This is a genomic window from Primorskyibacter sp. S187A, assembly GCF_049800955.1.
GTDB lineage: Bacteria > Pseudomonadota > Alphaproteobacteria > Rhodobacterales > Rhodobacteraceae > JAKVBH01.
Genome location: NZ_JBNAGA010000002.1, coordinates 939,168 through 963,080, shown reverse-complemented (window position 1 = coordinate 963,080; position 23,913 = coordinate 939,168). Strand labels below are relative to the sequence as shown.

At 56.7% G+C, this 23,913-nt stretch carries 31 protein-coding genes and 1 tRNA gene; 15 read left to right on the top strand and 17 right to left on the bottom strand.

What is annotated here, in order from left to right; translation table 11 throughout:
- Positions 1 to 13 precede the first annotated feature (13 nt).
- Positions 14 to 1,168, bottom strand: coding sequence for a phosphoserine transaminase (locus tag ACP15S_RS15690; protein ID WP_425040582.1), 1,155 nt, complete (start codon positions 1,166 to 1,168; stop codon positions 14 to 16).
- Positions 1,169 to 1,485: 317 nt separating this feature from the next.
- Between ACP15S_RS15690 and serB the strand changes: the two genes are divergently transcribed.
- The 4 genes from serB (at position 1,486) to ACP15S_RS15670 (ending at position 4,149) form a co-directional block, all read left to right on the top strand.
- Positions 1,486 to 2,358, top strand: coding sequence for a phosphoserine phosphatase SerB (gene serB / locus ACP15S_RS15685; RefSeq protein WP_425040581.1), 873 nt, complete (start codon positions 1,486 to 1,488; stop codon positions 2,356 to 2,358).
- A gap of 99 nt (positions 2,359 to 2,457) precedes the next feature.
- Entirely contained in the window at positions 2,458 to 3,078 is a 621-nt protein-coding gene (locus ACP15S_RS15680; protein WP_425040580.1) for an HD domain-containing protein, read from the top strand.
- A 39-nt stretch (positions 3,079 to 3,117) separates the two neighbouring features.
- On the top strand, positions 3,118 to 3,459 hold the full coding sequence (locus ACP15S_RS15675) for a DUF2794 domain-containing protein (protein ID WP_425040579.1): 342 nt from the start codon (positions 3,118 to 3,120) through the stop codon (positions 3,457 to 3,459).
- Positions 3,460 to 3,543: 84 nt separating this feature from the next.
- On the top strand, positions 3,544 to 4,149 hold the full coding sequence (locus ACP15S_RS15670) for a glutathione S-transferase family protein (protein WP_425040578.1): 606 nt from the start codon (positions 3,544 to 3,546) through the stop codon (positions 4,147 to 4,149).
- Here ACP15S_RS15670 and ACP15S_RS15665 read toward each other — a convergent pair.
- From ACP15S_RS15665 to ACP15S_RS15650, 4 genes are all read right to left on the bottom strand, one after another.
- Positions 4,146 to 4,349, bottom strand: a complete 204-nt coding sequence (locus tag ACP15S_RS15665) for a DUF1127 domain-containing protein (RefSeq protein ID WP_425040577.1) — start codon at positions 4,347 to 4,349, stop codon at positions 4,146 to 4,148. The genes ACP15S_RS15670 and ACP15S_RS15665 overlap by 4 nt on opposite strands.
- 235 nt (positions 4,350 to 4,584) lie before the next feature.
- On the bottom strand, positions 4,585 to 5,796 hold the full coding sequence (locus tag ACP15S_RS15660; protein WP_425040576.1) for a winged helix-turn-helix domain-containing protein: 1,212 nt from the start codon (positions 5,794 to 5,796) through the stop codon (positions 4,585 to 4,587).
- Positions 5,796 to 6,830, bottom strand: a complete 1,035-nt coding sequence (locus tag ACP15S_RS15655; RefSeq protein ID WP_425040575.1) for a LacI family DNA-binding transcriptional regulator — start codon at positions 6,828 to 6,830, stop codon at positions 5,796 to 5,798. The genes ACP15S_RS15660 and ACP15S_RS15655 overlap by 1 nt, the downstream gene beginning before the upstream one ends.
- 192 nt (positions 6,831 to 7,022) lie before the next feature.
- Positions 7,023 to 7,982 (bottom strand): LysR family transcriptional regulator, encoded by a 960-nt coding sequence (locus tag ACP15S_RS15650; RefSeq protein ID WP_425040574.1) that lies wholly within the window; start codon positions 7,980 to 7,982, stop codon positions 7,023 to 7,025.
- Between the two features lie 281 nt (positions 7,983 to 8,263).
- Here ACP15S_RS15650 and ACP15S_RS15645 point away from each other — a divergent pair, with 281 nt between their 5' ends.
- From ACP15S_RS15645 to ACP15S_RS15630, 4 genes are all read left to right on the top strand, one after another.
- The gene (locus ACP15S_RS15645) at positions 8,264 to 9,088 is read left to right on the top strand and encodes a class I SAM-dependent methyltransferase (protein WP_425040573.1); all 825 of its coding nucleotides are present in this window, start codon (positions 8,264 to 8,266) and stop codon (positions 9,086 to 9,088) included.
- A gap of 88 nt (positions 9,089 to 9,176) precedes the next feature.
- The gene (locus ACP15S_RS15640; protein ID WP_425040572.1) at positions 9,177 to 9,656 is read left to right on the top strand and encodes a hypothetical protein; all 480 of its coding nucleotides are present in this window, start codon (positions 9,177 to 9,179) and stop codon (positions 9,654 to 9,656) included.
- Between the two features lie 10 nt (positions 9,657 to 9,666).
- Entirely contained in the window at positions 9,667 to 10,323 is a 657-nt protein-coding gene (locus tag ACP15S_RS15635) for a hypothetical protein (RefSeq protein WP_425040571.1), read from the top strand.
- A gap of 432 nt (positions 10,324 to 10,755) precedes the next feature.
- Positions 10,756 to 10,832: transfer RNA gene (locus ACP15S_RS15630), tRNA-Arg, on the top strand.
- 397 nt (positions 10,833 to 11,229) lie between these two features.
- On the opposite strand, the gene ACP15S_RS15625 is transcribed toward ACP15S_RS15630, so the two are convergent.
- From ACP15S_RS15625 to ACP15S_RS15595, 7 genes are all read right to left on the bottom strand, one after another.
- Positions 11,230 to 11,610 (bottom strand): hypothetical protein, encoded by a 381-nt coding sequence (locus ACP15S_RS15625; RefSeq protein ID WP_425040570.1) that lies wholly within the window; start codon positions 11,608 to 11,610, stop codon positions 11,230 to 11,232.
- 38 nt (positions 11,611 to 11,648) lie between these two features.
- Positions 11,649 to 12,752, bottom strand: coding sequence for a tyrosine-type recombinase/integrase (locus tag ACP15S_RS15620; RefSeq protein WP_425040569.1), 1,104 nt, complete (start codon positions 12,750 to 12,752; stop codon positions 11,649 to 11,651).
- A 1-nt stretch (position 12,753) separates the two neighbouring features.
- Positions 12,754 to 13,095, bottom strand: coding sequence for a helix-turn-helix domain-containing protein (locus ACP15S_RS15615; protein WP_425040568.1), 342 nt, complete (start codon positions 13,093 to 13,095; stop codon positions 12,754 to 12,756).
- 275 nt (positions 13,096 to 13,370) lie between these two features.
- Positions 13,371 to 14,420, bottom strand: coding sequence for a type II toxin-antitoxin system antitoxin DNA ADP-ribosyl glycohydrolase DarG (darG, locus tag ACP15S_RS15610; protein ID WP_425040567.1), 1,050 nt, complete (start codon positions 14,418 to 14,420; stop codon positions 13,371 to 13,373).
- Positions 14,421 to 14,439: 19 nt separating this feature from the next.
- Positions 14,440 to 15,099 (bottom strand): type II toxin-antitoxin system toxin DNA ADP-ribosyl transferase DarT, encoded by a 660-nt coding sequence (gene darT, locus ACP15S_RS15605; RefSeq protein ID WP_425040566.1) that lies wholly within the window; start codon positions 15,097 to 15,099, stop codon positions 14,440 to 14,442.
- The gene (locus ACP15S_RS15600) at positions 15,096 to 15,275 is read right to left on the bottom strand and encodes a type II toxin-antitoxin system Phd/YefM family antitoxin (protein WP_425040565.1); all 180 of its coding nucleotides are present in this window, start codon (positions 15,273 to 15,275) and stop codon (positions 15,096 to 15,098) included. The genes darT and ACP15S_RS15600 overlap by 4 nt, the downstream gene beginning before the upstream one ends.
- A 97-nt stretch (positions 15,276 to 15,372) precedes the next feature.
- Positions 15,373 to 16,317 carry a hypothetical protein gene (locus ACP15S_RS15595; RefSeq protein WP_425040564.1) on the bottom strand — a complete coding sequence of 315 codons (945 nt, stop codon included), beginning with the start codon at positions 16,315 to 16,317 and terminating at the stop codon, positions 15,373 to 15,375.
- Positions 16,318 to 16,511: 194 nt separating this feature from the next.
- Here ACP15S_RS15595 and ACP15S_RS15590 point away from each other — a divergent pair, with 194 nt between their 5' ends.
- On the top strand, positions 16,512 to 17,072 hold the full coding sequence (locus ACP15S_RS15590; protein WP_425040563.1) for a recombinase family protein: 561 nt from the start codon (positions 16,512 to 16,514) through the stop codon (positions 17,070 to 17,072).
- A 21-nt stretch (positions 17,073 to 17,093) separates the two neighbouring features.
- Here the strand turns inward: ACP15S_RS15590 and ACP15S_RS15585 are convergent, their stop codons facing one another.
- Positions 17,094 to 18,083 carry a hypothetical protein gene (locus tag ACP15S_RS15585; protein WP_425040562.1) on the bottom strand — a complete coding sequence of 330 codons (990 nt, stop codon included), beginning with the start codon at positions 18,081 to 18,083 and terminating at the stop codon, positions 17,094 to 17,096.
- Positions 18,084 to 18,354: 271 nt separating this feature from the next.
- Between ACP15S_RS15585 and ACP15S_RS15580 the strand changes: the two genes are divergently transcribed.
- Entirely contained in the window at positions 18,355 to 18,525 is a 171-nt protein-coding gene (locus tag ACP15S_RS15580) for a hypothetical protein (RefSeq protein WP_425040561.1), read from the top strand.
- A gap of 6 nt (positions 18,526 to 18,531) precedes the next feature.
- Here the strand turns inward: ACP15S_RS15580 and ACP15S_RS15575 are convergent, their stop codons facing one another.
- The 4 genes from ACP15S_RS15575 to ACP15S_RS15560 all read right to left on the bottom strand — a co-directional run bounded on the left by ACP15S_RS15575 (position 18,532) and on the right by ACP15S_RS15560 (position 20,107).
- Entirely contained in the window at positions 18,532 to 18,903 is a 372-nt protein-coding gene (locus ACP15S_RS15575) for a hypothetical protein (protein WP_425040560.1), read from the bottom strand.
- Between the two features lie 221 nt (positions 18,904 to 19,124).
- Entirely contained in the window at positions 19,125 to 19,469 is a 345-nt protein-coding gene (locus ACP15S_RS15570; RefSeq protein ID WP_425040559.1) for a hypothetical protein, read from the bottom strand.
- Positions 19,470 to 19,560: 91 nt separating this feature from the next.
- Positions 19,561 to 19,881: a hypothetical protein gene (locus ACP15S_RS15565; RefSeq protein ID WP_425040558.1), complete on the bottom strand. Its 321-nt coding sequence runs from the start codon at positions 19,879 to 19,881 to the stop codon at positions 19,561 to 19,563.
- Complete coding sequence (locus tag ACP15S_RS15560; protein ID WP_425040557.1) at positions 19,874 to 20,107, bottom strand: hypothetical protein; 234 nt, start codon at positions 20,105 to 20,107, stop codon at positions 19,874 to 19,876. Before ACP15S_RS15560 ends, ACP15S_RS15565 begins: the two co-directional genes overlap by 8 nt.
- A 114-nt stretch (positions 20,108 to 20,221) precedes the next feature.
- Here ACP15S_RS15560 and ACP15S_RS15555 point away from each other — a divergent pair, with 114 nt between their 5' ends.
- The 5 genes from ACP15S_RS15555 to ACP15S_RS15535 are packed head-to-tail and all read left to right on the top strand — an operon-like array spanning position 20,222 to position 23,913.
- On the top strand, positions 20,222 to 20,659 hold the full coding sequence (locus ACP15S_RS15555; RefSeq protein ID WP_425040556.1) for a helix-turn-helix domain-containing protein: 438 nt from the start codon (positions 20,222 to 20,224) through the stop codon (positions 20,657 to 20,659).
- Positions 20,656 to 21,156, top strand: a complete 501-nt coding sequence (locus ACP15S_RS15550; RefSeq protein WP_425040555.1) for a type I restriction-modification system subunit M N-terminal domain-containing protein — start codon at positions 20,656 to 20,658, stop codon at positions 21,154 to 21,156. The genes ACP15S_RS15555 and ACP15S_RS15550 overlap by 4 nt, the downstream gene beginning before the upstream one ends.
- The gene (locus ACP15S_RS15545) at positions 21,157 to 22,158 is read left to right on the top strand and encodes an N-6 DNA methylase (protein ID WP_425040917.1); all 1,002 of its coding nucleotides are present in this window, start codon (positions 21,157 to 21,159) and stop codon (positions 22,156 to 22,158) included.
- Positions 22,155 to 23,399, top strand: coding sequence for a restriction endonuclease subunit S (locus ACP15S_RS15540; RefSeq protein WP_425040554.1), 1,245 nt, complete (start codon positions 22,155 to 22,157; stop codon positions 23,397 to 23,399). Before ACP15S_RS15545 ends, ACP15S_RS15540 begins: the two co-directional genes overlap by 4 nt.
- Positions 23,392 to 23,913 carry a hypothetical protein gene (locus tag ACP15S_RS15535; RefSeq protein ID WP_425040553.1) on the top strand — a complete coding sequence of 174 codons (522 nt, stop codon included), beginning with the start codon at positions 23,392 to 23,394 and terminating at the stop codon, positions 23,911 to 23,913. The genes ACP15S_RS15540 and ACP15S_RS15535 overlap by 8 nt, the downstream gene beginning before the upstream one ends.

Here is a 23,913-nt window from a genome sequence, read left to right as displayed (position 1 = left end):
GGGACGACAGAGGTCAAGCGGCTTGGGAATGTGCGGAGATCTCGGCTTCAAACGCCCAGGCCAACCACGGCAACATCGCCTCGATGTCAGCTGTCTCGACCGTCCCGCCACACCAGATACGCAAACCAGCGGGCGCATCACGATAGGCACCGATATCCAGCGCAACGCCTTCAGCTTCCAACCGTTTGGCCACCGCCTTGGCAAAGGCCGCACCGTCCGTAATGCGCGCATCGGTGAACTTCAGGCACACAGATGTATTTGACCGCGTTGCAGGATCCACCGCGAGATTGTCGATCCAATCGTTCCGGGCGCAGAAATCATGCACGGCTTGCGCATTGGCATCCGCCCGCGCGATCAATCCTTGGAGCCCACCAACAGAGCGCGCCCACTCGAGCGCCAGAAGATAGTCTTCGACGGCGAGCATGGAAGGCGTATTGATCGTTGCGCCCTCAAAGATGCCGTCAATCAACTTGCCGCCCTTCGTCAGGCGAAAGATCTTGGGCAGCGGCCATGCAGGCGTATAGCTTTCCAGACGTGCAACCGCGCGAGGGCTCAGGATCAACATCCCGTGCGCCGCTTCCCCGCCCAGCACCTTCTGCCAGGAGAACGTCGTCACATCGAGCTTGTCCCAAGGCAGATCCATGGCGAAGGCGGCAGATGTGGCGTCGCACAGGGTCAGGCCTGCGCGGGTCGCAGGGATCGCATCACCCGATGGCATGCGCACGCCCGAGGTGGTGCCATTCCATGTAAAGCAAACGTCATTGTCGTAGTTCAGCGCGGTCATATCGACGATCTCGCCGTATTCCGCCGTATGAACATTAGCCTCGATCTTAAGCTGCTTGACAACGTCGGTCACCCAGCCAGCGCCGAAGCTCTCCCAGGCCACCATCTCCGCAGGGCGTTCGCCCAAGAGCGACCACATCGCCATCTCAAAGGCGCCTGTATCGGAGGCTGGTACGATGCCGATTTTGTAGTCAGCAGGCACGCCGAGGATCTCACGCGTCTCTTCGATCGCGGCCTTCAGCTTGGACTTGCCAACAGCCGCGCGGTGCGAGCGCCCGAGGGCGGCATCCGCCAGTTTGGTCAATTCGAAAACGGGGGGTTTGGCACAGGGGCCAGACGAAAAACGCGGGTTTGCCGGCCGCGTGACCGGTTGTGCAATAGCCATTAATGCTACCCTTCCAGATAAGCGCCCCTCGTTGGGGAGGGGTGTCCCACGGGCGGACATACGGGCCAAGGCGTTTTGGCACAACAGGCAAAATGACGCTCCCGCGGCGCTTTCCCTCAAAAAAGCGACACGGGCAGACCACTATCGGAAACCTGTTGATGCGGCAGCATGGCTCCTGCACGGGTTTGAGTCCCAGCAGACAGCCCTCTGACAGACCTCTGAATTCCGCAAGCGCTGATCACCCGGTGGCAATTCATCCTCTGGCATCCGTCAGCAGGCTGCGCTAGGGCGCATTTCAGACGATCCGGAGATCACAGATGTATATCGCGACGCTCATTGCCAAACCCAATCAACTGGACCCCGCGCTTGTGACCTCGATCCGGGATGCCTGGGGCGGCGGCGATGCTCTGTGGCTTGCGCCCGACGAAGCCGCCGAATTCCCGCTGGAGCGCGAACCGGCAAATCTGTGGGATGTCTGGGAGAGCTGTCAGGCCATCGGGAAGGATCTGATCGTGCAGCCTCAGGAAAACCGGCGCAAGAAGATGCTCCTGGCGGATATGGACAGCACGATGATTGAGCAGGAGTGCATCGACGAGCTTGCGGATTTCGTGGGCGTGGGCGCGCGGGTCAAGGACATCACGGCACGCGCCATGAACGGTGAGCTGGATTTCGAAGCCGCGCTCATCGAACGCGTGGGCCTTTTGAAAGGCCAACCTGCCTCCATTATTGAGGACGTCCTGCAGAGCCGGATCACCCTTATGCCAGGCGGGGCCACTCTCCTGGCCACCATGAAAGCGCATGGCGCCCATGCCGCGCTTGTCTCCGGCGGTTTTACGGCCTTCACCAGCAAGGTGGCTGCGATGCTCGGATTTGATGAGCACCGCGCCAACACATTCATCATTGAGGACAACCGGCTGACTGGCGACGTCGGGCGGCCCATCCTTGGGCGCGACGCCAAGGTACAAGCGTTGTCAGAGATCACGACACGTCTGGGCTTGAGCTCAGAGGATGTCATCGCCGTTGGCGACGGCGCCAATGATCTGGGCATGTTGCAGGCCGCAGGCACTGGCGTCGCAGCCCATGCCAAGCCCGCTGTTGCCGCGCAGGTTGCGGTCCGGATTAATCACGGCGATCTCACTGCGCTGCTTTATCTGCAAGGCTATGCCAAAGCGGATTTTGTTTTGGCATAGCGCCCAAAACCGCTTGTGCGCGCCGCCATGCATCGCGTTTGTGTGGTTCGCACCACTGGCACTCAGTAAGATGAAGCCCGGCACGGCAGGGAGGCCCGAATGGACAAAGTCAGCTTTACCCAGATGAAAGACGGGACCAAGGAAGATTATGACTTTCTGACCGAGCATGAAACGGACTACGCCTCCGGCACAGCCGACAGATTGCTGAAAGCTTTGGTCGAGCTCGATGAAAGCCTTTCGGGTTATCAAGTCACCCGGCTTGGTCATTCCCTGCAATCTGCCACACGCGCCTGGCGCGACGGGGCGGATATCGACTGGGTCGTGTCTGCTCTCCTGCACGACATCGGTGATATCTACGCCCCGTACAATCACGACGAATATGCCGCGACCATCCTGCGGCCTTTCGTGCGAGAGCAATGCGCCTGGTGTGTCCAGACCCATGGCGATTTCCAGATGATCTACTATGGCGAACACGTCGGCGCTGATCCCCACAAGCGTGACGTCTACAAGGGCCATCCCTATTTCGACGACTGCGCCGCATTCTGCGAGAATTGGGATCAGGCGAGTTTTGATCCGGATTACCCGACCGAGCCAATCACCTTCTTTGCGCCCATGGTCCGGGAGGTCTTCGCGCGTGCCCCTTATGACCCGAGCCACGTGCAACCGGGCCAACGCTCCCCGCTCTACGATGCAGCGCTCGCGGCAGAGCGCCGCGCGTAACGCTTGATTTACACGCAAAGCCGCGTCACCTTGTCAGGAATGAACAGCCAAGCCCCCTTCTCTGCTCAATCCGGCGATGTCGTCGCGTTTCACAGGACAGAGCTCAATGTGATCCTGTCACTCTACGGCCGTATGGTCGCCGCTGGTGAATGGCGCGACTATGGCATCTCATCGCTCAAAGACGTGGCAATTTTCTCGGTCTTTCGGCGCACAGCGGAGCATCCGCTCTACCGTATCGAAAAGCGGCCCAAACTGCGCGGGCGGCAGGGGCAGTATTCCGTGATTGGCATGGACGGGCAAATCCTGAAGCGCGGCGCAGATCTCAAGACCGTGCTGCGCGTTCTCGAGCGCAAACTGATCCGTGCCGTCGAAACCGACTGACCACGGCTTGCGCCGTCTGAGTGGCAGCTCGGTCAGCATCCCTCCAACATGACATTGAAATCAAAACACCACGGGAGATGAGCGATGTATAAGGTCTTGGGCGGCGTGGCGAGCCGGGCATTTCGGGTCTTGTGGGTTCTTGAAGAGCTTGGGGCCGATTATGAGTTCGTCCCGGCTAAGCCGCGTAGTGAAGCGGTGCGCGCGGTGAACCCCTCGGGCAAGATCCCCGTATTGCTGGACGGCGCGCATGTTCTCACGGACAGCAGCGCTATCATGACCTACCTGACCGACAAACACGGCGTTTTGACCTTTGACGCAGGGAGCATTGAGCGCGCGCACCAAGATGCGCTTCTGCACACCATCCTCGATGAATTGGATGCCGTGCTCTGGACCGCTGCACGCCACAGCTTTGTGCTGCCGGAAGATCAGCGTGTCCCGCAGATCAAAACGTCTCTGAAAGCTGAATTTGTGCGCAATCTTGAGCGGTTGGTGGATCGCGTGAACGGGCCCTATCTCATGGGAGACATGATGACCGTTCCGGACATTCTGCTGACACATTGCTGCAATTGGGCCGTGTCCGCCAAATTCCCGGCGCCGCCCGATGCGCTCTCACCCTATCTGTCCGCCATGCGCGCGCGACCCGCGTTCAAAAGGGTCCGCGCCTTGGCAGAGATGGAAAACGTGACTTAACTTGCGAGGTGATCGCCGAAGACACGTTGCACGATGTCCTGGCGGCGCAGACCCAATGCGTTCAACTGATCATCGGTCATCGCGTTCAAACGCTCGAGTTCGCGCACACGGCTGGAGCTCGTCACGAGGCTCTCAAAGAGATCTGCAACACGGGCCAGCAAAGTTGGGTGTTGGTTCAGCTCGTCTACGAAATGTGCCATGATCTTCTCTCCAGTTCGAATGAAGGGCGCTTGCCCACAGGATCGGAGATAGGCCATGCTGCACCGCAGCACCAATTCGGATTGGCGAAAGCCGCCATGCGATAGTTGCAAGTGTGACAAGCTGACAAGCACCAGCCGAAAAAAAAGGACGGCTCACAGAGCCGCCCATTTGTCGTATTCAAAAACACTCGCAAGAATGAACCGTTCTTTCGAACATCCTCTGAATAGCCCTGTTTTATGAAGAATCCTTAACGATGGGTGCCTTGAGAAAGTCGGACGCCCAGACAACCTCTTCTACATTCGCCAAACGCGCGATCCGTCCCAGCTCCGCCGCCAAACGGTCCTGTCGCCCTTGCCCCCATCGCATGCCAGCTTCCGGCCACAGCGCGGTGACTTTCAAACGCCCCGCCTTGCGATCCGCCTTCATGTCGATCCGCCCGACAAGTCGATCTCTCTCCAACAAGGGGAAGACGTAATAGCCGTATTGGCGCTTTGCTTCCGGCACAAAGACTTCGATACGGTAGTGAAATCCAAACAGGCGCTCAGCGCGTTTACGGTCCCGCAAGGCCGGGTCAAACGGTGAGAGAACACGCAAGCGATTGGGGGGAGCGGGCGCCGCCTCGGCCGCATCAAATACATCCCGACGCGCGAGATGGCGCCGCAAGGCCCCATCGTGGCCTTCGACATCGATTTCAATCAGATCCGCGGCCTCAGCCCAGTCCCTGGCTTCCCGCTTCGTCACGATGTCCCAGAAATCGGCGATCTCACCAGTCGTAGCGAAACCCAACCGATCGAGAGCCCCCTGACAAAACCAGTCAACCGATGCAGCCTCCGTCACATCACGTTCGGCAACCTCAAGCGGGATAACGCGGTGGCTCAGATCGTAATACTTGGCAAAAGACTTCCGGTGACAAATCTCCAGTTCGCCCTTGCGCCACAAGTACTCCAAAGCCGTCTTGGCAGGATGCCAATCCCACCATCCGCCAGAGCTTTTCTTCTCGCGTGTCCCAAGTTCCCCGGAGCCACAGGCCCCATGCATCTCGATATGCGCGCGCACCCGATCAAACTCCACTTCGAAGTCACCCTCGCGCCAGCTGCGGTACCGCTCCAACATACGCGCCGCATCGCGCCGCTGCTTGAGCCGCCAGTACGGATAGAAAGACATCGGGATCAGGGCCGCATCATGAGTCCAATGTTCAAAAAGTGCGCGATTGCGCTCCAGATGCCGCGCCAAACCACCCGCACGGTAGCGCGGTCTGCGCGTATGAACGATCAGATCATGCGCCCGTGCGACGGTATTGATACTGTCAACCTGAATGAAGCCCAGCCGCTCTACAAGGCTTGTCAAAGCGGCCCCATCCGCAGGCCCCTCGGGCGCCTCGGCCAGAAGATGCTTGTGCAGAAAAAGCCGCCGCGCCAGCGCGTTTGGCAGGACCGGCACCGACATCAGTAGCGCTTGAGCGTGTCGCCCATCGAGATCGTGGGGCTCAGTTCCACAACTTGGCCCGCTTCGCTTTCGCCACCTTCATCCAAACGCGACAGGATGATTTTCGCGGCTTTGGCACCAATCTCGCGCCGGCAGGAATCCATCGTCGCCAATTTGCGCGGCAAGCCCTGCAACAGCTCAACATCATTGAACCCCGCAAGACCCAAACGGCCCGGCACATCAAGGCCCTCTTCCATCGCCCAAAGCAAACCGCCTGCGCCGATCAAATCATTGGAGTAATACAGAAAATCGAGATCCGGCGTCCGCTCCATCATGGCGGCTGTCATCTCCCGCCCCTTGGCCAGCGCCGAGCCGCCTTCATAAAACTCCTGATCGAGCACTTCGACACCGTCACGGGCAAGCGCTTCCGTGAACCCCTCAAAGCGTTTGCGCGCCCGGTGATCGAGGGGCATTTTCGTGCCCATGAAGCCAATCATCTCAAAGCCTTGCTTGAGGATTGCCTTGGCCATCTGACGCCCGGCGCGGCGGTGTGAAATCCCGACCGCGCTATCAACCGGCGTCCCGTCCACATCCATGATCTCGACCACTGGAATACCGGAGGCCTGCAACATGGCGCGCGAGGCATCCGTATGCTCCAAACCGGCGATGATAATCCCCGACGGCCGCCATGAGAGCATCTCGAAGAGCACGCGTTCTTCTTTTTCCGGTAGGTAATCCGTCACCCCGACCACGGGCTGCAACTCGGTATCTTCCAGCTCAGCCGAAATCGCGCCCATCACCTCCGGGAACACCATGTTAGAGAGCGACGGGATAATCACGGCGACAAGATTGACGCGTTGACTGGCCAAAGCGCCAGCGATCTTGTTGGGCACATACCCCAATGACTTTGCCGCTTCGAGGACCTTCTTTCGCGTTGCGGCCGACACATCGCCGCGATTGCGCAGCACGCGACTGACGGTCATCTCCGATACGCCAGAGGCTTCAGACACATCCCGAAGAGTGAGCGGGCGTTTGGGATCAATCGTCACAGGCATGCGTCCTTCTTGGTGCTTGCAATACTGTTACCCCTAACACAAAGGCGGCTCAAGCGGGGCGATCACACGCCGCACCCGTTGGGTTCCCTGACCCGGGCTGCCCCCTTTCCGCGCGTGTCGCTCGATCCCAAGGGATACATGACGGCTGCGCCCAAGCAAGTTACCACGCATGATTCTCACGCCCGCATCGATTCAGCGCTGAAGCGAGATCAACACGTCACGAAACTTGCGATTGATATCGGCCTGATGCGCGTCATAGGCCGCGATGACGATATCGCGCAGCCAGGTGTTGGCGGGATCGGTCGCATTGCGCGCGGACCAGGTAAAGCGCATCGGGAAACTCGACGGCGCCGCCACGGGTTCCATCACCTCCAGATCATAGCGCACCCACATGTCCTCCATGGCAATGGACGGCTGCGTTGCGATGAAATCGGTTGCGTCAAGGATCACACCCACCAGTGAAAAATCCGGCACCTTGCTCCCTAGGGTGCGCGGCCGGTTGAGCAGGTGATGTTCCTGTTCGACCGGTCTGCCAGCACCTTGGTCTTCAACGGCGACCTGAAGATAGCGATACTGCGCAGCCATCTCGACACGCCAGTCCTGCGCAGCGGGATGTCCGCGCTTGACAAAACTGAAGAAGGTGGCCGGCTCCAGATCCTTGGACTGGACCCGGTCAAACAGGTGGACAGGCCCGCCCACATGCAACAAATCGATCAATCCGTCGACCAGATCGGCCTGACTGCGAGACCGGATCGGCACCCATTCGATCATTGCATTGGGAGCTTCGGACTGGAGGTGCGCAGTCACCTGCGCCATCAGCGTCGGACAAGAATGGAGCCCAATGCGAAACACCCGGTCTGTCGTGCGGGGATCAAAGGGTGCGGCCGGTTTGAGCGCGAGGCGCAAGTGCCTCAGAACCGGTGCGATCTCATCGGCAAGCCGCAGCGGCTGTGGTGTAGCCTGCATCCTGCCACCGACGCGGACAAAAAGCGTATCGTCAAATTGCGTGCGCAATCGTCCAAGCGCATGGCTGACAGCGGAGGCTGTCAGTGAAAGCCTGTCTGCCGCTCCCGCGACGCTGCCCTCCTCGATCAAGGCCTCGAATGTCGAAAGAAGGTTCAGATCAACCTTATGTAGCTGAATTTCGCTCATATGGGCCTGAAATCGTTTCGCTGGACTGACATGAGCATCGCGCCGATAGTGTCTTCAAGTCCAGAGAAAAGGGATGCCAGCCACCGCGGCCCCGAGATCAAAGAACCGAAAAGAAAACACTTTTCGACAGGGACGCACTGAGAAACCGTAAAGCCCGATCCCGGCGTCGGGCGGCTAGGCACCTAACCGAACCAGACGCCCTGACAGCACATCCGCAGCGAGTCGCGTTTCGACCGCCCGGGACAGATGTGCCGTAAGGCCAAGCCCAAAGGGAGGCACCCATGAGTGTTACGGAGACCAATGCAAAGACCCCGGCCGCCCGCAGCGGAGAGGCCAACGGACGTATCTGGGGCTTGCGCGCCACGGATTGGGCCAACATCCAAGAAGCGCAATGCGCACCTGCTTACCACGCTGTCCTCGACAAAGCGCGGGCAGGGTCGGGCACGCGGCTTCTGGATGCAGGCTGTGGCGCAGGTATGGCCATGTCTTTTGCCGCCGAACTCGGAGCCGACGTATCCGGCATCGACGCCTCAGAGGCCTTGCTCGACGTGGCCCGTAAGCGGTTGCCCGACGCGCCTCTTGCCCATGGCGATTTGGAGGCGTTGCCATTTGAAGATCACAGCTTCGATGTGGTCACAGGCTTCAACGCGTTCCAATTCGCCGCTGATCCGACGCGGGCTCTGCAGGAGGCACACCGCGCAACACGGCCCGGCGGGAAGGTCTTTGTCATGACCTGGGGCGCTCCAGAAACGATGGAAGCCACAGCCCTTATCGCGGCGCTCAAACCGCTGCTGCCCCCTGCACCGCCCCATGCCAACGGGCCGTTTGCGCTCTCGGAACCCGGCAGGCTGGAAGATCTGGCCGCGTCCGCCGGATTGACCCCCCTGGAGGTTTTTGATGTGGACACGCTCTGGACCTATCCGGATCTTGCCACCGCGCAAAAGGGACTGGGATCGTCCGGCGTCGCAGCCAAAGCTGCCGAGAACAACGGACAAGACGCGCTCGATGCGGCCCATGCCGTGGCCCTCGCGCCCTTCCGCCAAAAGGATGGCGGCTACCGGATCGGTGCCACGTTCCGCGTTCTGATGACAGAAGTCAAAGCATAGGTTTTGCTTTACGCACAGTCACCCGGTGACATACCATCGCGAAGCGGCGCGATTATTTGCCAACGGGTCCCAGATTTAGGAGATTTCCATGCCCCAGATTCTTCAGGTTGCGGCCATCGCAATGGCAACACTCGGAACCGGCGCTGCGACCATGACGGTGATGAACGAAGATATTCCGGACCTGAAAGTCCCCGATGGCGACTGGAGCCAAAGCGGCGCGCTGGATGGGAGGTCCTTTGAGGTCAACGGTGTCGACGTCGCCAGCGGCGCCGTACTCGAAGACCTCATCGTATTTCGTAACGGCACATTCCAGTCGGTGGATTGTCAGAATTACTGTGACTTTGGGTGGTCTGAGTATCAAACCAAAGAGATCGACGGCGTCATCCACTTCACTGCCCGCACGATTTGCCCCGATGCCCCCCATACCGTGGTCTTTTACGGCCAGGTGGACGGGGACGACGTGACACTCGATGGGACTTGGACCACGCGCCGGTGGTACTGGACGAACCAGATCGCGTTGACCGCAACAGGCACCTCCGCTTCAGGAACTGACGACATCGCCGGTTGAGGACCGGGGCATGTCGTCCTCCGGTAGGCGCATAGGGGCAACGCTCCTGCGGTTTGCTTTGCTCGTGGCTGTTATCTTGATCGCAACATGGGGCGCGCATGAGATCCGTGATGCGCTCGATCTGCAAATCCGTCCTGACAACGAACAACAAGTGCACCGCGTAATCATGCTGGGGTCGGTAGCGTATATCCTGTTGCTTGCGTTACCCTTTGTTCCCGGCGCTGAGATTGGCATCGCTATTCTTGCCGCCTTCGGGCCGGGCATTGCTCCGCTTATCTACATCGCCACGGTCGCCGCGATGATGCTCGCCTTCACGATCGGTCGGTTTTTACCCATAAGCGCCTTGCAACAACTCTTGTCGTTGCTCCGCATGCGCCGCGCGGCACAGGTTGTTGCCCGCGCAGCACCACTATCGGGTGACGAGCGCCTCGCCATGCTGCTCGACGGCCAATCGGCGCGCGTGATGAAGCTCGGACTGCGCTATCGCTACATAGCCCTCGCATTGGCCGTAAACACACCCGGGAATTCCTTCATCGGCGGAGGCGGCGGCATCATGATGATCGCGGGTCTAAGCGGCCTGTTTTCGCCCGCCGTGACCTTTTTGACCTTGCTCTTCGCAGTCTCGCCGGTCCCTTTGGCCATGATCTTTTTCGGCCTGCGCTTTTAAAGATGTGCCTTCGGTCACAAGATGGACGAGAGCGCCTGAGCTCGGCGCCGCATGACTTCACACTTGGCCGGAGCATGCGATTGCCCCCCATTTGCAGCAAACCAAAGCGTTTCATCTGGCTTTCGTCTACTTGAAGGCCCCGATGGCCGCAAAGGTCGTGTGCGAGGTTGCGAAGGCTGGCAAAGTCTCGGCAGCCCAGGTGGTTATTTCGGCCATGACGGGCACTCCTTAAGCGTTGCACAAGTCCCTTTAGCCCGATCATTTTTCAGCCTCAAAGACACAACATGACAAGGTTGGGTAGTGACAAAGCCCTCCAATTTGGCCAAGTGTATCGATCAGTGCCGTTCAATAGCTGCGGTGCTCCAAGCGGACGTCAAACAGGCGCAAAGCATTGTTTTGTGAGAATTCGCTGAAAAGCTGGAAGTTTGAAAAGGCCCCGTGGCTCAACTGGATAGAGCAGCCCCCTCCTAAGGGGCAGGTTGCAGGTTCGAATCCTGCCGGGGTCGCCAGCCTTACTGATTTCATTAAGGAAATTGCCAACACACCCCAAGGTGTGCGGAAAGGTGTGCGGAACCTGATACAAGGCGGTCGGAAACGCGAGTTTTGATGACCGCAGGTCAAACTGTCGATATCTTTCATCGGGGAGGATTTCGGGCGGCATTGGGGCCTTGGGTGCAGAGATCATCAAGAACGGGTCAAGAAACGCTTCAACAGCATTTAGTAGTGATAGGGCCAATTGCGACTATATGTGCCAATAGGTGGTCTTGTTCGGGCATCGTATCGGCTCTGCGGTCAAGAAAGGATCAAGAAGCCCGCTCCTGCCGGATGAACACTTCGATTGTGATCGCAGTCCTGTTTCGGGGTGGCCAGCTTCTCAGTTGGCCACCCACAAAGCTGATCGTTAAATCAGGTCATTCTTTGCAACTGCAACGAACGCTTCCGTTTCCGAATGCGGCTGAGCAAACCGGATGATTTAGGAACGGAGGTGGTTCTTTTCACTTCGTGGGGAGGCCAAGATGCGTTAGTTTTGATGTTCCGGCGATCTGCAAGAATGATCAGCTTGGTCTCAGTCTTGTGGTTCCTACGCACGAAACGGTCGCCCCGTTGTGTGTTGTGACGATACCAGTTCCAAGCAGCCAGTCTTTGGGCAACCAACCCCTCGACATCATTCCCCAGGGCAAAGTCCAACGGCAAACGCATCTCCTTCACCAACTGGGACAGGCTGAACCATTTTCCATCTCCGCAGTCAGACAGCGCCGCAATCATTGCGCTTTCCAGTTGCTGCATGGGTTTTCCATACTTTGACTTAAATTCGAGTGGGTGCATCACTGTTCCTCCCCGCTTTTGCTGAAGTCACGAAGTGTGGATTTTTCCACTGCTGCAATTGCCAGGTCACGACGCTTCGCAGCACGGGTGTAGACCTCTGTGACCTTGGGTGTGGTGTGTCCCAGTGCTGCCATGAGTTGGTATTCTGTGGCACCATTCTCGGCGAGATTGATGCCGACAGTCTTTCTCATGCCATGAGCGGACAATTGTTCGGTGATGCCCGCCTCACGTCGCCATTGTGCGATCTTCGAGCAGAATGCCTTGGCGCTGTGCGGTCGGTTGTATGCAGTAACCAAAAAGGTCTCGTCGCCAGTGGGTGCTGCATCAATCGCCTCCTGAAGGTCTGCGGTGATCGGCACGGTGACATCTACGGTCTTCGTCTTCTGCGGCTTGAAATGCAGATATCGTTCGCCATCGATTTCAATGATGTGCTTTGGCCCCAGCTTCACCAGATCACTGATGCGGGGTGCAACCCGCATCAGGAGCATCATCGCCAGATGGGCCTTTGTCCCCAGTTGATGGTGCTTAAAGTATCGTTGCAGGTCATCCTCAGACCAGGGCGTGAACCCATCGGTGGCGACCTCTTTCTTGGCGATCATCGCCGCTGGGTTCGGGCGCAGACCCCAACTTTTGGCAGCATAAGAGAACAGGTGTTTAATGGCCCGCAATGCGTTGTTGTAGGCGTTGGCAGTTTCACTCCACATGTCCAATACCTGCATCAAATGGGCCTCTGTGATCGTGTGCAGAGGCACATCGCCGAACTCATCACCGAGCCTGCGGGTGAAGCGGACATAGTGGGCCGAGGTGCTGGCCGAAAGAACGCCTTGCGCCACCAGCTTGTCCAAGTAGCTTTCATGCAATCGTGTCAATTCCCGCACGAGTTCAGGCCGTTCACCTTCTCGTTGACGCTTGATAGACGCCTGATCGAGTTCCTCGATGCGGTCACCACCTCGCACAAGGAAGTCGTAACGCGCTTCGAACGCTGCGTCTCCTGGTTCACCTTTGATGGTGATGCGTCGTCCGTCAGGGCGACGGTGGAACATATAGCGGATGTTGCCGTGTCGATTGGTGGTCTGGAGAAGGTGCTCACGAATACGAGGCATATCAGCGCCCCCCCCGATTGGAGGCGATGCGCCCTGCAAGAACCGCATCCATAGACTTGCCGCCACTGCGGCCATGGTCCGCGATGCGCTGCAACCGCTCATCTACGACGGAACGCTTCCATCGTTTCAATCGAGGGCTAGGGGCGGTTGTTGCAGGAGGAAGGACACCTTGGTCAATGAGCTTGCGCACTGACGCCTCGGACATGTCCAGGTATTCAGCCAGGGTCGCGATGCCCATCAGTTCCGGCCAGCGAACCTTCACGGATTTCGCGGGCGCAAACTCAGTCAGATCGGCGGCAGGGGGATTGCTGACGATATGAGGGAAAAAGTGTGTATTGATCATGGTCGATAAACCTCACTTTGAGGTCTCGACCGTGGTTACACCCGTCTTCGAGAGCAGTTTCGATAATTGTCCTGCGTGGACGCAAGAAACATTGGAATCCCTACGACCTTTTTCAACACGATGAAGTGAATAAAATTGGAAAAATCGTTTAATATGTTGAAAATATTAAAAATAAATCGCTCCCCTTGGTTTGAGTGAGTGGCCGAAACACGCACTCGGTCGGTGGAACGCGTTAGTCTTGCAGCTATTCGTTCAGCGACAATCATGGCTTTAGACTAATGGGCAGCTACCCCTGAAGCCCAACCAGATGCGACAAGATGGTCATACGCGATACCGATCTGGCGAGGGGTGAACCGCTTCTTCCGGTCGTTCCATGCGTGGGTCTGTTGAACGACCTCATCCTTGCTGGTGATATTCTCATGTTGAATCAGCCAGTGCACAGTGGCCAAGAGTTCAAGACCGTAGGGGGTCTCAAAGCCCTGCACCATTTCGCTGACACGCTCAAAGCGTTCCTGGGCATCGTCATCTGACTTTACGAACGCTCTGGCTTCCTCAATTGCACCAGGCACCAATTCAATCTGCTTGTTCGGCGCGTCACCACCATCAGCGTAGCCCGATACCATGTGGCCTTCGATGGCATGTAGCACGTGTCTTAGGTTGTCAGCGTAGGGGCCATAGACATGCTTCTTGTAATTGAGCCTTAGCGGCTGCCCTGCTTCCTGCATGAAATACATCAGCTTGTGCAATTCGATGAGCGTGATGAACGGATCAAGCAGACCTGCAAGATAGCGGTCAACTAGCGTCACCAAGGTGGCGCGACCAACTGTCATGGTCGGCGCTTCCTTGGTTCGAGCCATCACGGCAGCGTCTGGTGCTTGACCTGGTTCATACACCACGATGTCGATGTCCAGTTCACCCAGGGCTCTCTCTATCCTGTCGCGCACATCAGCCCAATTCAACCCTCCCAAGCCCGCACCTAGCGGAGGGATTGCGATGGACCTGATCCCATACGCCTGGATGTCTTCTCGCAGTGCAGTTAGGCCGGACTCGATGTCTTCTATTCGGCTCTTTCCACGCCAGTGTCGCTTGGTGGGAAAATTGATAATGAAGCGCGGACCCAGCATTGCGTCCCGCTCCGTGATGAACATCTTACCAGGAACGACTTCGCCTCTGTCACAAGCTGCACGATACTTCTCGTAATTCTTGGGGAACGTCTTCTTGAACTGAAGCGCGATTCCACGCCCCATCACACCCACGCAGTTGACGGTGTTGACGATGGCATCAACGTCAGCGCGAAGGACATCGCCCGTCGTATATCGAATCATCGAATGCCTCCCTTGCTCTTCAATAATACCAATTTCTTCGGACCCCAATCTTGGGCTTGTGCGCCAATCCTGAGATCAATCGCGTCACTTGTTCCCCCTGAGCCTGAGAGAAGACACCGATACCCAGAACGCACTCCCACGGGAATGCTTGCTCCACCAAGAACTCAGCCTGCTTTCCTTCTTTGATGTCTCTGCTGACCCCGTTACCGCCCCATTGCGTGGCGTTCACGGCATCCCAGTTCACTTCACCAAGTTGTGCGAGATCGGACCGATCTTCGAAGTATCCTGACCCTGCATTTGACAGCGTAAAGGCCCAGCGTTTGTTGTTCTGCTCTGCCCATTGAACGGTTGCCGGAACATCGGCGACCAGGTGAACGATGTTCTGTTGTCCGCCTTGGTAAGTTACGCCTTCATGATTTCCGCGATGGAGCAGATACAGCATCACTGACCTGGGGCAGAAGTAGAACGGGACGCAGGAGCCCACAGTCAGCCCTGGATGGGACGTGAGCAATGATGTCAGGCGGCGATCCTTGATACTCTGCATCCCTACCGTTGTGCCTGGTGAACCGCGCCGACGTGTCTCGGCATCAGACCAAAGAAAGCCATCAGCGATGATCGAAGGGAGTCGATCCACATGCACGATGTGGAAGATACGAACCTTATCCGGCACCTCGCTCATGATCCGCTCACTCGGTGATTGCTGCCATCCAAGGCAATCAGACGCTCATACTCTTCCACCGAACAAACGACGGCGACTGGACGGCCATGTTTTTGAATGACCACAGGTTCTAGCCTGGCGTCGTCAATCATCTTGCCGAACTGGTTCTTCGCGTCTTTAGCGGAAATGTTTTTCATGTGTTCACATAAAGCCATTCTGGCTACTTTGTCCACTACTCAGGAAATGCGCTTATGCAGTCAGTATCGAGAGGCGGCTCTCTGTCAGCGATGAAGGCTACCTGTAACCGCAGCGGTAACAAACAGAAATGGTATCGGTTTCATCAGAAACACTGGTCGCGAATTGTCCCGCTTCACACCGATCACAACACTCTTGCTCGTTATGAATCTGCAAACTGTTTTCACACATCGCGCAGAATGCTGCCTGTTCACCTGTTTGGTAGGCTGTCGCTTCGGGATCGATACCTGTTTTGCTGGCGATGGCATCAACACAGTTTGGGCAGAAGCCTTTCAGTTTGCCCTTGGACACCCCAACGACCTTCTTGAAAGTTTCGTTGTCCAACAGTGCACGGGTGCTTGGGAGTTCAATCATCACCGTAGTTTCGACTGACGAATACCTTCCGTCATGAAAGAAACGTTGGGCACTGTTCCCATCAAACTCAACTCGTCGGTTCAACCATCGCCCATCAGGCCACAATGCGAGGAACTGCTGACGCAAGAAGTCGATCAGCAGCGATGGCGATAGCCCGCCTTGGTGTGAACCTAGATGCGCGACTTGATTGCGGCGTTTGCGTAGCTCTCCATATTGTTGGATGTAGCTGTCGGGCAGTTCGAAATCGGTCATTGTGCGGACGGCCCTTGGTAGATCGACAGCATCCAAAGTTCGTAGACCTGTGAAATCCAGATCAGCGTCCGTCATCTTCAAGGGAACTTCACTGTTAAGAAGGAGGAGAAAGGGGCTCACCGCACAGATGATCGATTTCAACCGAATTTCTGCCGCTTGTTGAATGACCGCACAGATAGCTCCCATTTCAGCCTGGGCGCTATCAACGTATTCGGCCCACTCTTCGGAGAAATCGTGTTCGCCAGCTACTTCTTCAATTGGAACAGGATACACTGAGCAAAAGTCCAGATGAAGGTCTACTGTTCGCTCCCAGCCATCGAAGAATAGACGAAGCGCCGTGTTTTCAAGTTGCTCAGACTCTGGGACATTCACAAACATAAAGGGCCACCTCTTGGAGCCTGATTATCGGCTCACTACCGATTATCGTAAACGGTCGTTTTTCACTTCTCGATTGCCCCGCTCAACGCGACGTGCATCACCATGGAAAGCAGGCATAAAAAATCTTATAAACCCCTATCGAAAATAATCATCGTGGCTGGTATGGTGTCGACGAGTTTTGAGAAGGAGAACAAATGAAGGTTGGATACGCGCGCAAGAGCACGGAAATGCAACTCATGGATGCCCAGATCGCGGCACTGGAACGGGCGGGGTGTGAGAAGATATTCGTTGAGACGGCATCTGGTGCTAAGAAGGACAGACCCGTCCTGACTGAGGCACTGGCCTATCTGCGACCCAACGCTGATGACAAGTTGGTGGTCTACAAGCTGGATCGTGTGGCCCGTAGCCTGCCGCATCTGATCGAAATCATGGAGCGGCTCAACCAGGACAACATCGAGTTCCAGAGCCTGTCAGAGGCCATCGACACCAAAACCCCTGGTGGAAGGCTGCTATTTCACGTGATGGGTGCCATATCCGCCTTTGAGCGTGACCTGATCATAGAAAGGACTGAAGCGGGTCTCAGGGCTGCAAGAGCGAAAGGTCGGGTCGGAGGGCGTCCGAAGAAGATGACAGACGACAAGATTAGCGCCGTCCGTGAGCTATTGGCCAACGGGACCCCTGTAAGGGATGCAGCGGCGGCAGTAGGTGTGTCAGTGCCCACATTATATCGCTGGCTCCCTGGTAGGGCGCGATGATCTTTCCCGCTGACAGTGGCCTTAGGCTGCTCCTCCAGCACGTGTAGACCAAGGTGGGGGGCTCCGGCATCGATCAAACCATCTCCCTGTTGCGAAGGTGGGTTTAGGTCCATTGAAAACAAGACGATGCGCAGCACTGGGCCTGAACCTCCACGCCCTGGGGATAGGTGCCAGCGTCCTCATCAGTTGCTGCATCTGATGTCGATTGGCAAACACGCTACCCGTTGTCCTCACATGTGCCTGAATACGCCGACGATCTCTTAAAGGGGTATCAAACGCTTTTCTGAATGCACCAGGATACGACTTGCGCAGTTGGCTGAGCCTCTCCGCATCAAAGAACCTTCCCTGTCCTGTTCTGATTTCACGTCGATTCAACTCATCTGCAATATCGTTCAGCTTGAGCTTTCGACCACGGCTTTGACGGGCCATTGCGGCAATGACTTTCAGAACCTGACTTCGCCTTTCCTTGGCCAGTGACATCTTCCTTTTTGTGCCGTGCCGAGATTGGTGCTTGATTTTGGGCGACCCATGGACGCCACCAGATGCCAGATATCTTTCCTGCCCAGTCTTACATGCCCGCTTCTGGTCTTTGGTCTTTTTAGCGATTTTGATGTGCCGCTTCGCAGCTATAAGCTCGTCCAGATTCATTCCTGTCTGGGCATCCATAATTCGGTGACCGAGGCCCTGTGCCTGGATCAATTCGAAGACATCCGTGCGTCTGCCTAGACGATCCAGGTTGGATACAAGAATGATTGCATAAGAGTGTCTCATCAGCATTCTCAACGCCTTGCCGATGCCACTGCCAAATCTGACTTCAGGATCAGCCAGACCTGACATGACCTCCTTGATGTCAACGATGGTAGACCGTGCAATACTGAAGTCGGGATACTTGTCTTTGATGCTTTTCAGTTGAGATCGATAGTCACCACCTTCTTGTGCCTTGGTGCTGACTCGCCTGTAGAGAATGATCTGGTTGGCAATAATCTTGCTGGAAATGAACGACGACACCATGGACCCAAAACATGTAAAACCTTGTCTATAAGACCCCACTTTCCAAAACAGGTATGAGCCTCGGTGAACGCCTTTCACTTTGAAATTCGGCTGCTGTCGCCCTCAATTCAAGTCCTTCGGCGGAGAAGCCACCAATAACTGGAGTCCTCATAGCCGTATTTAGTCTGACAGGTGTCAGACCATGGGCAATTGAATTCTGATGATTTCGATCTGGTCGAACTGAAGGCACATCCTGGTTGTCCACCCTAAATAAGGGTAGGAGGAAACCGATATGATGAGACGATTTTCCGTTCGCAACTTGGACCAAGAGGCTATCGACATGCTTGCTGACATCAAGGCAGAGGAACGTCGTGAATTGGGTGCAATCTTGGAGGATTGCATCCACGCCTATTGGGCGGAACTGTTCGGTGATGAAGCGGATGATCTGCCCGAAGCGGCGTAGCCACCCTTACAGCGGCAACCCACGTTGCTCATATGCATCCAAGAATGCGACGAGGTTTATCACACGTGGGACCCTGCGTTTCCGCCCTGTCTCTCGCTCCAAGGACCGTTCGGCGGATTTTATGACCTGCGTCAATTGCTTTATGCGGCCACCGATTCCTGGTGCGCCTTCGATCTGCGTCCACGCATGGACTATGTAGGGTTGCAGAAGGGCTTCGTAAACGAGGTCTTCGACCGTAAACGGTTCTTCATCGTTCGTGCCGATTACAGGCAGAGACCTCAAAAAACGGAGTAGGTCCTCATCAGCCATTTGGTCGAAGAACTCCGACGCGGAAAGAACCGGATCAACTGCGAGTTCTTTTTGTGTCGTCTTTGTCATGACAAGGGTCCTCTGGTTGGCACAGGTATTTATGCTTGGGACCTGGATTGTTCGTCAGAAACGGTTGGATGCTTTCCGCTTACCAGGGTGCATCATCTGCCCTGTCTTCCAGAGGTAGAGACGCCGGACATCAAGCAGTGGCAGACCGATCTGAACGCGGATGCTGTTGCGCATCCAGAGGCGCTCAAGAATGGCCTGCCGCTGTGAGACAGTCCTCCCCGTCATTCAATGGTGTAGGTGGTTGGGTTGCCATTGGAGCCAATGATGACGAGTTGGCCATCAGTAAGTGCTGCGTCCTGGCAGACCTCCGGCCCCGCAAACCGCGCAGGCTGGGACAGCGTTCGGCACCACTTGCCATTCGAGATGCGCCACGTGCCGGATAGCGTATCTCCGCCTGCCAGGGTGCCGACCAGGGCCCCATTGGCACCTGCCGTCAGTCGGGTGTCACCCGCAACTAAGGTCCGACCGGAGACGGCCTGTGTAATCGGATCGACGCCTTTTGTTTCGGCACAGGCAGCCAACGTGATGACCAGTGAGGCTGACAGGATTGATGTGGTTTTGAACAAGGCGATGGTTCCTTAAAGCTATTGGGATGGATCGAGGGGGTAGGTCAGGGCGAGTTGTTCCGCCGCTGCCATTGTTAACGAGAGCATCGCGTCATCTGCTGTTCCTGAACGCAAAGGCCCGACCCGCTGCGAAGCTTGCACACAGAGCCGCGATCTGAACGCTATGGTGCAGCGCGATGTAAACAGCAGGAGGCATGTTCAGAATGCCGGACTCGAAGCCTAGCAGGACCATGTCGAGGTGTGCCGAGGTCCAGAACAAGACAAACTGCACGGCCAGGAAGATCCCCAGACCCATCACCACTTCGTAGGTGAGGTAGGCGAACGCGCCCACGAAGAACCCGCCAATGATGGTAACGGCAAACAAGAAGATGATCTGCGGCCCCGTAAGGGACGCCAGGAAGACTTCAATCATCTGGCATTCTCTCCCTGTGCTTCTGTTCACCTTCAACTTCAACGCGGATGAGATCGTTGATCGTAACCACGCCACCCGTTGCTCTGACGATTGCCTGTAGGGTCCGGCGGGACGGCATGTTGATGCCATCACGGGCCCGCAGGATCGTCGGGGCGCTCAGCCCGCATTGATCTGCAAAGCCCTTTAGACTCAGTTGGTTCTGCTTCAGGTATTCATTGAGAGTCATCGAGATGTTTCTTAAAAAGAAACATAATGATTCGCAATGAGTAACTTACATGGCTATTGCATTTTTCCGCAAAACGTTTCATGACATGAAACGTCATCACTCTCAGGCGAAGCTGTGGAACACCTTTACGACCGGATCAAAGATGCACGGGAACGTGCTGGGCTCACCGTCAACGAAGCGGCGGAGCGGCTCGGTGTGAGCAGGGTCCAGGTCTGGCGCATGGAGAACAAGACAGAGACCATCACCGCCGAACGCCTGTTCGTCATTGCCGAGGTCTACGGCGTCGATCCCTATGCCCTTTTCAAAGGTATCAACGCCACCACGCAATCCACAGCCGCGCTCTACACCCGCATCGGTGAGGTCGTGGCCATGGTGGAGACCGAGGTCCAGAAACTGGACGCCAAGCCGCCTCCCGATGTCGTGGGCGAGGCGGTGGTCGAAATCCTACGGCAAGAAACACGGGGCCGCACCAACCCGCCAACCGAACCCCTCGACATCCAGAAATATCAGGGCCTCATCGCCCTCCTCATCAAACAGGCCAGCAAGACATGACCCCCATCACGCAAGCCGAGATCAACAAAGCCGCATGGGGGGCCTGTGACACCTTCAGGGGCGTCGTCGATCCGTCCGTCTACAAGGACTACGTGCTCACCCTGCTGTTCCTGAAATACGTCAGTGACGTGTGGAAGGACGACTACGCCCGCTACCAGGCCGAACACCCAGACAGCCCCGAACTGGTTGAGGCCATGATGCAGCAGGAGGCGTTCAAGCTCCCCGATGGGGCCAGCTTCGATGCCTTGCACAAACGTCGGCATGAGGCTGGGAACGGCGAACGCATCGACAAGGCCCTCCATGCCATCGAAGAGGCCAACGGGGACAAGCTGCGCGACGTGTTTCAGGACATCAGCTTCAACTCCAACAAGCTGGGGGACGAAGAGCAGAAGAACGACATCCTGCGTCACCTGCTTGAGGACTTTGCCAAAGACGCCCTCGACCTGCGTCCCTCCCGTGTCGGCCAGCTCGACATCATTGGTGGGGCCTACGAATAACTGATCTCCCGCTTTGCGGCCACGGCGGGCAAGAAGGCGGGCGAGTTCTATACCCCCGCCGAAGTCTCCGACCTCATGGCCCGTCTGGCCGACCCGCAACCAGGGGACCACATCTGCGATCCCACCTGTGGCTCTGCGTCCCTGCTGATGAAATGCGGCAGGCTGATCCGCAATCAGGGTGGCAAGGGCTATGCGCTCTATGGGCAAGAGGCCATCGGCTCCACTTGGGCGTTGGCCAAGATGAACCTGTTCCTGCATGGCGAGGAAAACCATCAGGTCGAATGGGGCGACACGATTCGTAACCCCAAACTGCGCACCAAGGATGACGCCCTGCGGCACTTCGATATCGTCGTTGCCAACCCCCCGTTCAGCTTGGACAAATGGGGCACCGAGGCCGCCGAGACCGACAAGTTCGCCCGCTTTCGCCGTGGCATCCCGCCCAAGACCAAGGGAGATTATGCGTTCATCCTGCACATGATCGAGACGCTGAAACCCAAGTCAGGCCGCGCCGTTGTGGTCGTGCCCCACGGGGTGCTGTTCCGTGGATCGTCCGAAGGCAAAATCCGCCAAAAGCTAATCGAGGAGAACCTGCTGGATGCCGTCATCGGCCTGCCTGAAAAGCTGTTCTTCGGCACGGGCATCCCCGCCGCCCTGATGGTATTCCGCAAACACAAACCCGACGACAGCGTGATGTTCATCGATGCATCCCGTGAGTTCATCTCTGGCACCAACCAGAACGCACTGGACGCCACGCACATCGACAAGATCGTCCAGACCTATGCCGCGCGGGACAATGTGGACAAATACGCCTACGGCGCGACACGGGCCGAAGTGGAGGAGAACGATTTCAACCTGAACATCCCCCGCTATGTGGACACGTTTGAGGAGGAAGAAGAGATCGACCTAATGGCCGTCCGTGCCGAGCGGGTAAAGCTCAAGGACGATCTGGCCGAGTTGGAAACGCGGATGGAGTCCTACTTGCAAGAGCTTGGACTCACATGAACGCCGTCACGCTCACCAGTTCATTCCCTGCTACAGTTCAGCCAGGAATACCAAAACTATGTGAAACCCCACCTGGTTGGATCAGGGCACCGCTTGGTCAATTTCTGCATGAAGTCCGACGCCCCATCAAAATGGAGGACGACGAAACCTACAAGCTTGTGACCGTCAAACGCGCGCGGGGTGGGGTCGTTGACCGTGGGAGCTTCCTCGGTCGCGATGTTCTTGTGAAGTCGCAGTTCAAGATTGAATCAGGCGATTTCCTTATCTCCAAACGTCAGATTGTGCATGGTGCATGTGGGTTGGTCCCCAATCATTTGGCTGGATCGATTGTATCGAACGAATATGCGGTTCTGAACGGGAACGACGCCATCGATACGACTTTCCTGAACTACCTCGCCCATTCAGTCTTTTTCCAACAGACCTGCTTTCACTCCAGCATTGGTGTCCATGTAGAAAAAATGATCTTCAAGCTGGATCGTTGGCTGAAGTTTGATTTCAACCTCCCCCCACTCCCCGAACAACGGAAGATCGCGGATATCCTCTCGACCTGGGACGCGGCCATTGAGAAGACAGAGGCCCTGCTGGCCACCGCCCGCACCCAAAAACGCGCCCTCATGCAGCAACTCCTCACAGGCAAACGCCGCTTCCCAGAGTTCGAAGGCCAGCCCTGGCAAGAGGTGCGGTTGGGGGATGTGGTGAAGCTTTCCAAGAGCAGGTTAGACCCCCGCAAGCCGCATAACGCACGGCCATGCATCGAACTTGAGCACATTGAAGCAGAGAGCGGACGGCTCTTGGGTTCGGTCAGTAGTGATGAATTGAAGAGCATAAAAGCCGAGTTCCGCCCTGGCGACATTCTGTTTGGAAAACTTCGACCATACCTACGAAAGTATCTGGCACCCGACTTCGAAGGCGTCTGTTCAACAGAAATTTGGGTCCTTTGTGCAGACACTGCACACCTTCGGTCCGACTATTTGCACTGCATCGTCCAATCGGATGGCTTCATCACTGAGGCGGAGAAATCGGCGGGTTCCAAAATGCCCAGATCGGACTGGAACGTTGTGGCGGAATATGTGGTATCCCTGCCTAACGTTGATGAGCAGGAGAGGATTGCCGTCGCGATCTCCACTTGTGACCAAGAAGTCGATCAGTTGAGTCAGAACATCACCAAACTCCGCACAGAAAAGAAGGCCCTGATGCAGCAACTGCTCACGGGCAAACGGCGGGTGGTGCTCGATGCTTAGTGGTTTTGCACGGATCGCATTGACGGCGACGGCAATAGCACCCGTGGGTTTCACCTATGCGGCGGTGGCGGCACTCAACGACCGATACGACATCATGCTGCTGTTGTTGTTCGGTTCCGCGATATTCGTTCAGATTTGTGTATGGGTCTTGAACGCCACAAAGGGTAAGAACGCGCCCGCATCAGAGACCTTCCCTATCACCACGGTGGAGCCCGCAGACCGGGAGAACACTGCGATCATCTTGCTTTATTTGATGCCGCTGTTCACGGCAGATTTTAACGATCTTAACTGGATCATTTGGATTCCGACCTTGGTGATCTTTGCTGTCATCGCCTTCACGAGCCACAGCTACTTTTTCAACCCGCTTTTGGGTCTTTACGGCTGGCACTTCTACAAGGTTGGCACCCCTGAAAATGTGACCAGGGTGCTGATTTCAAAAAGAACCATCCGACGTGGCAACTGCGATGTGGTCGGCGTTGATCTGGGTGACTACGTAATTTTGGAGACTGAGTAA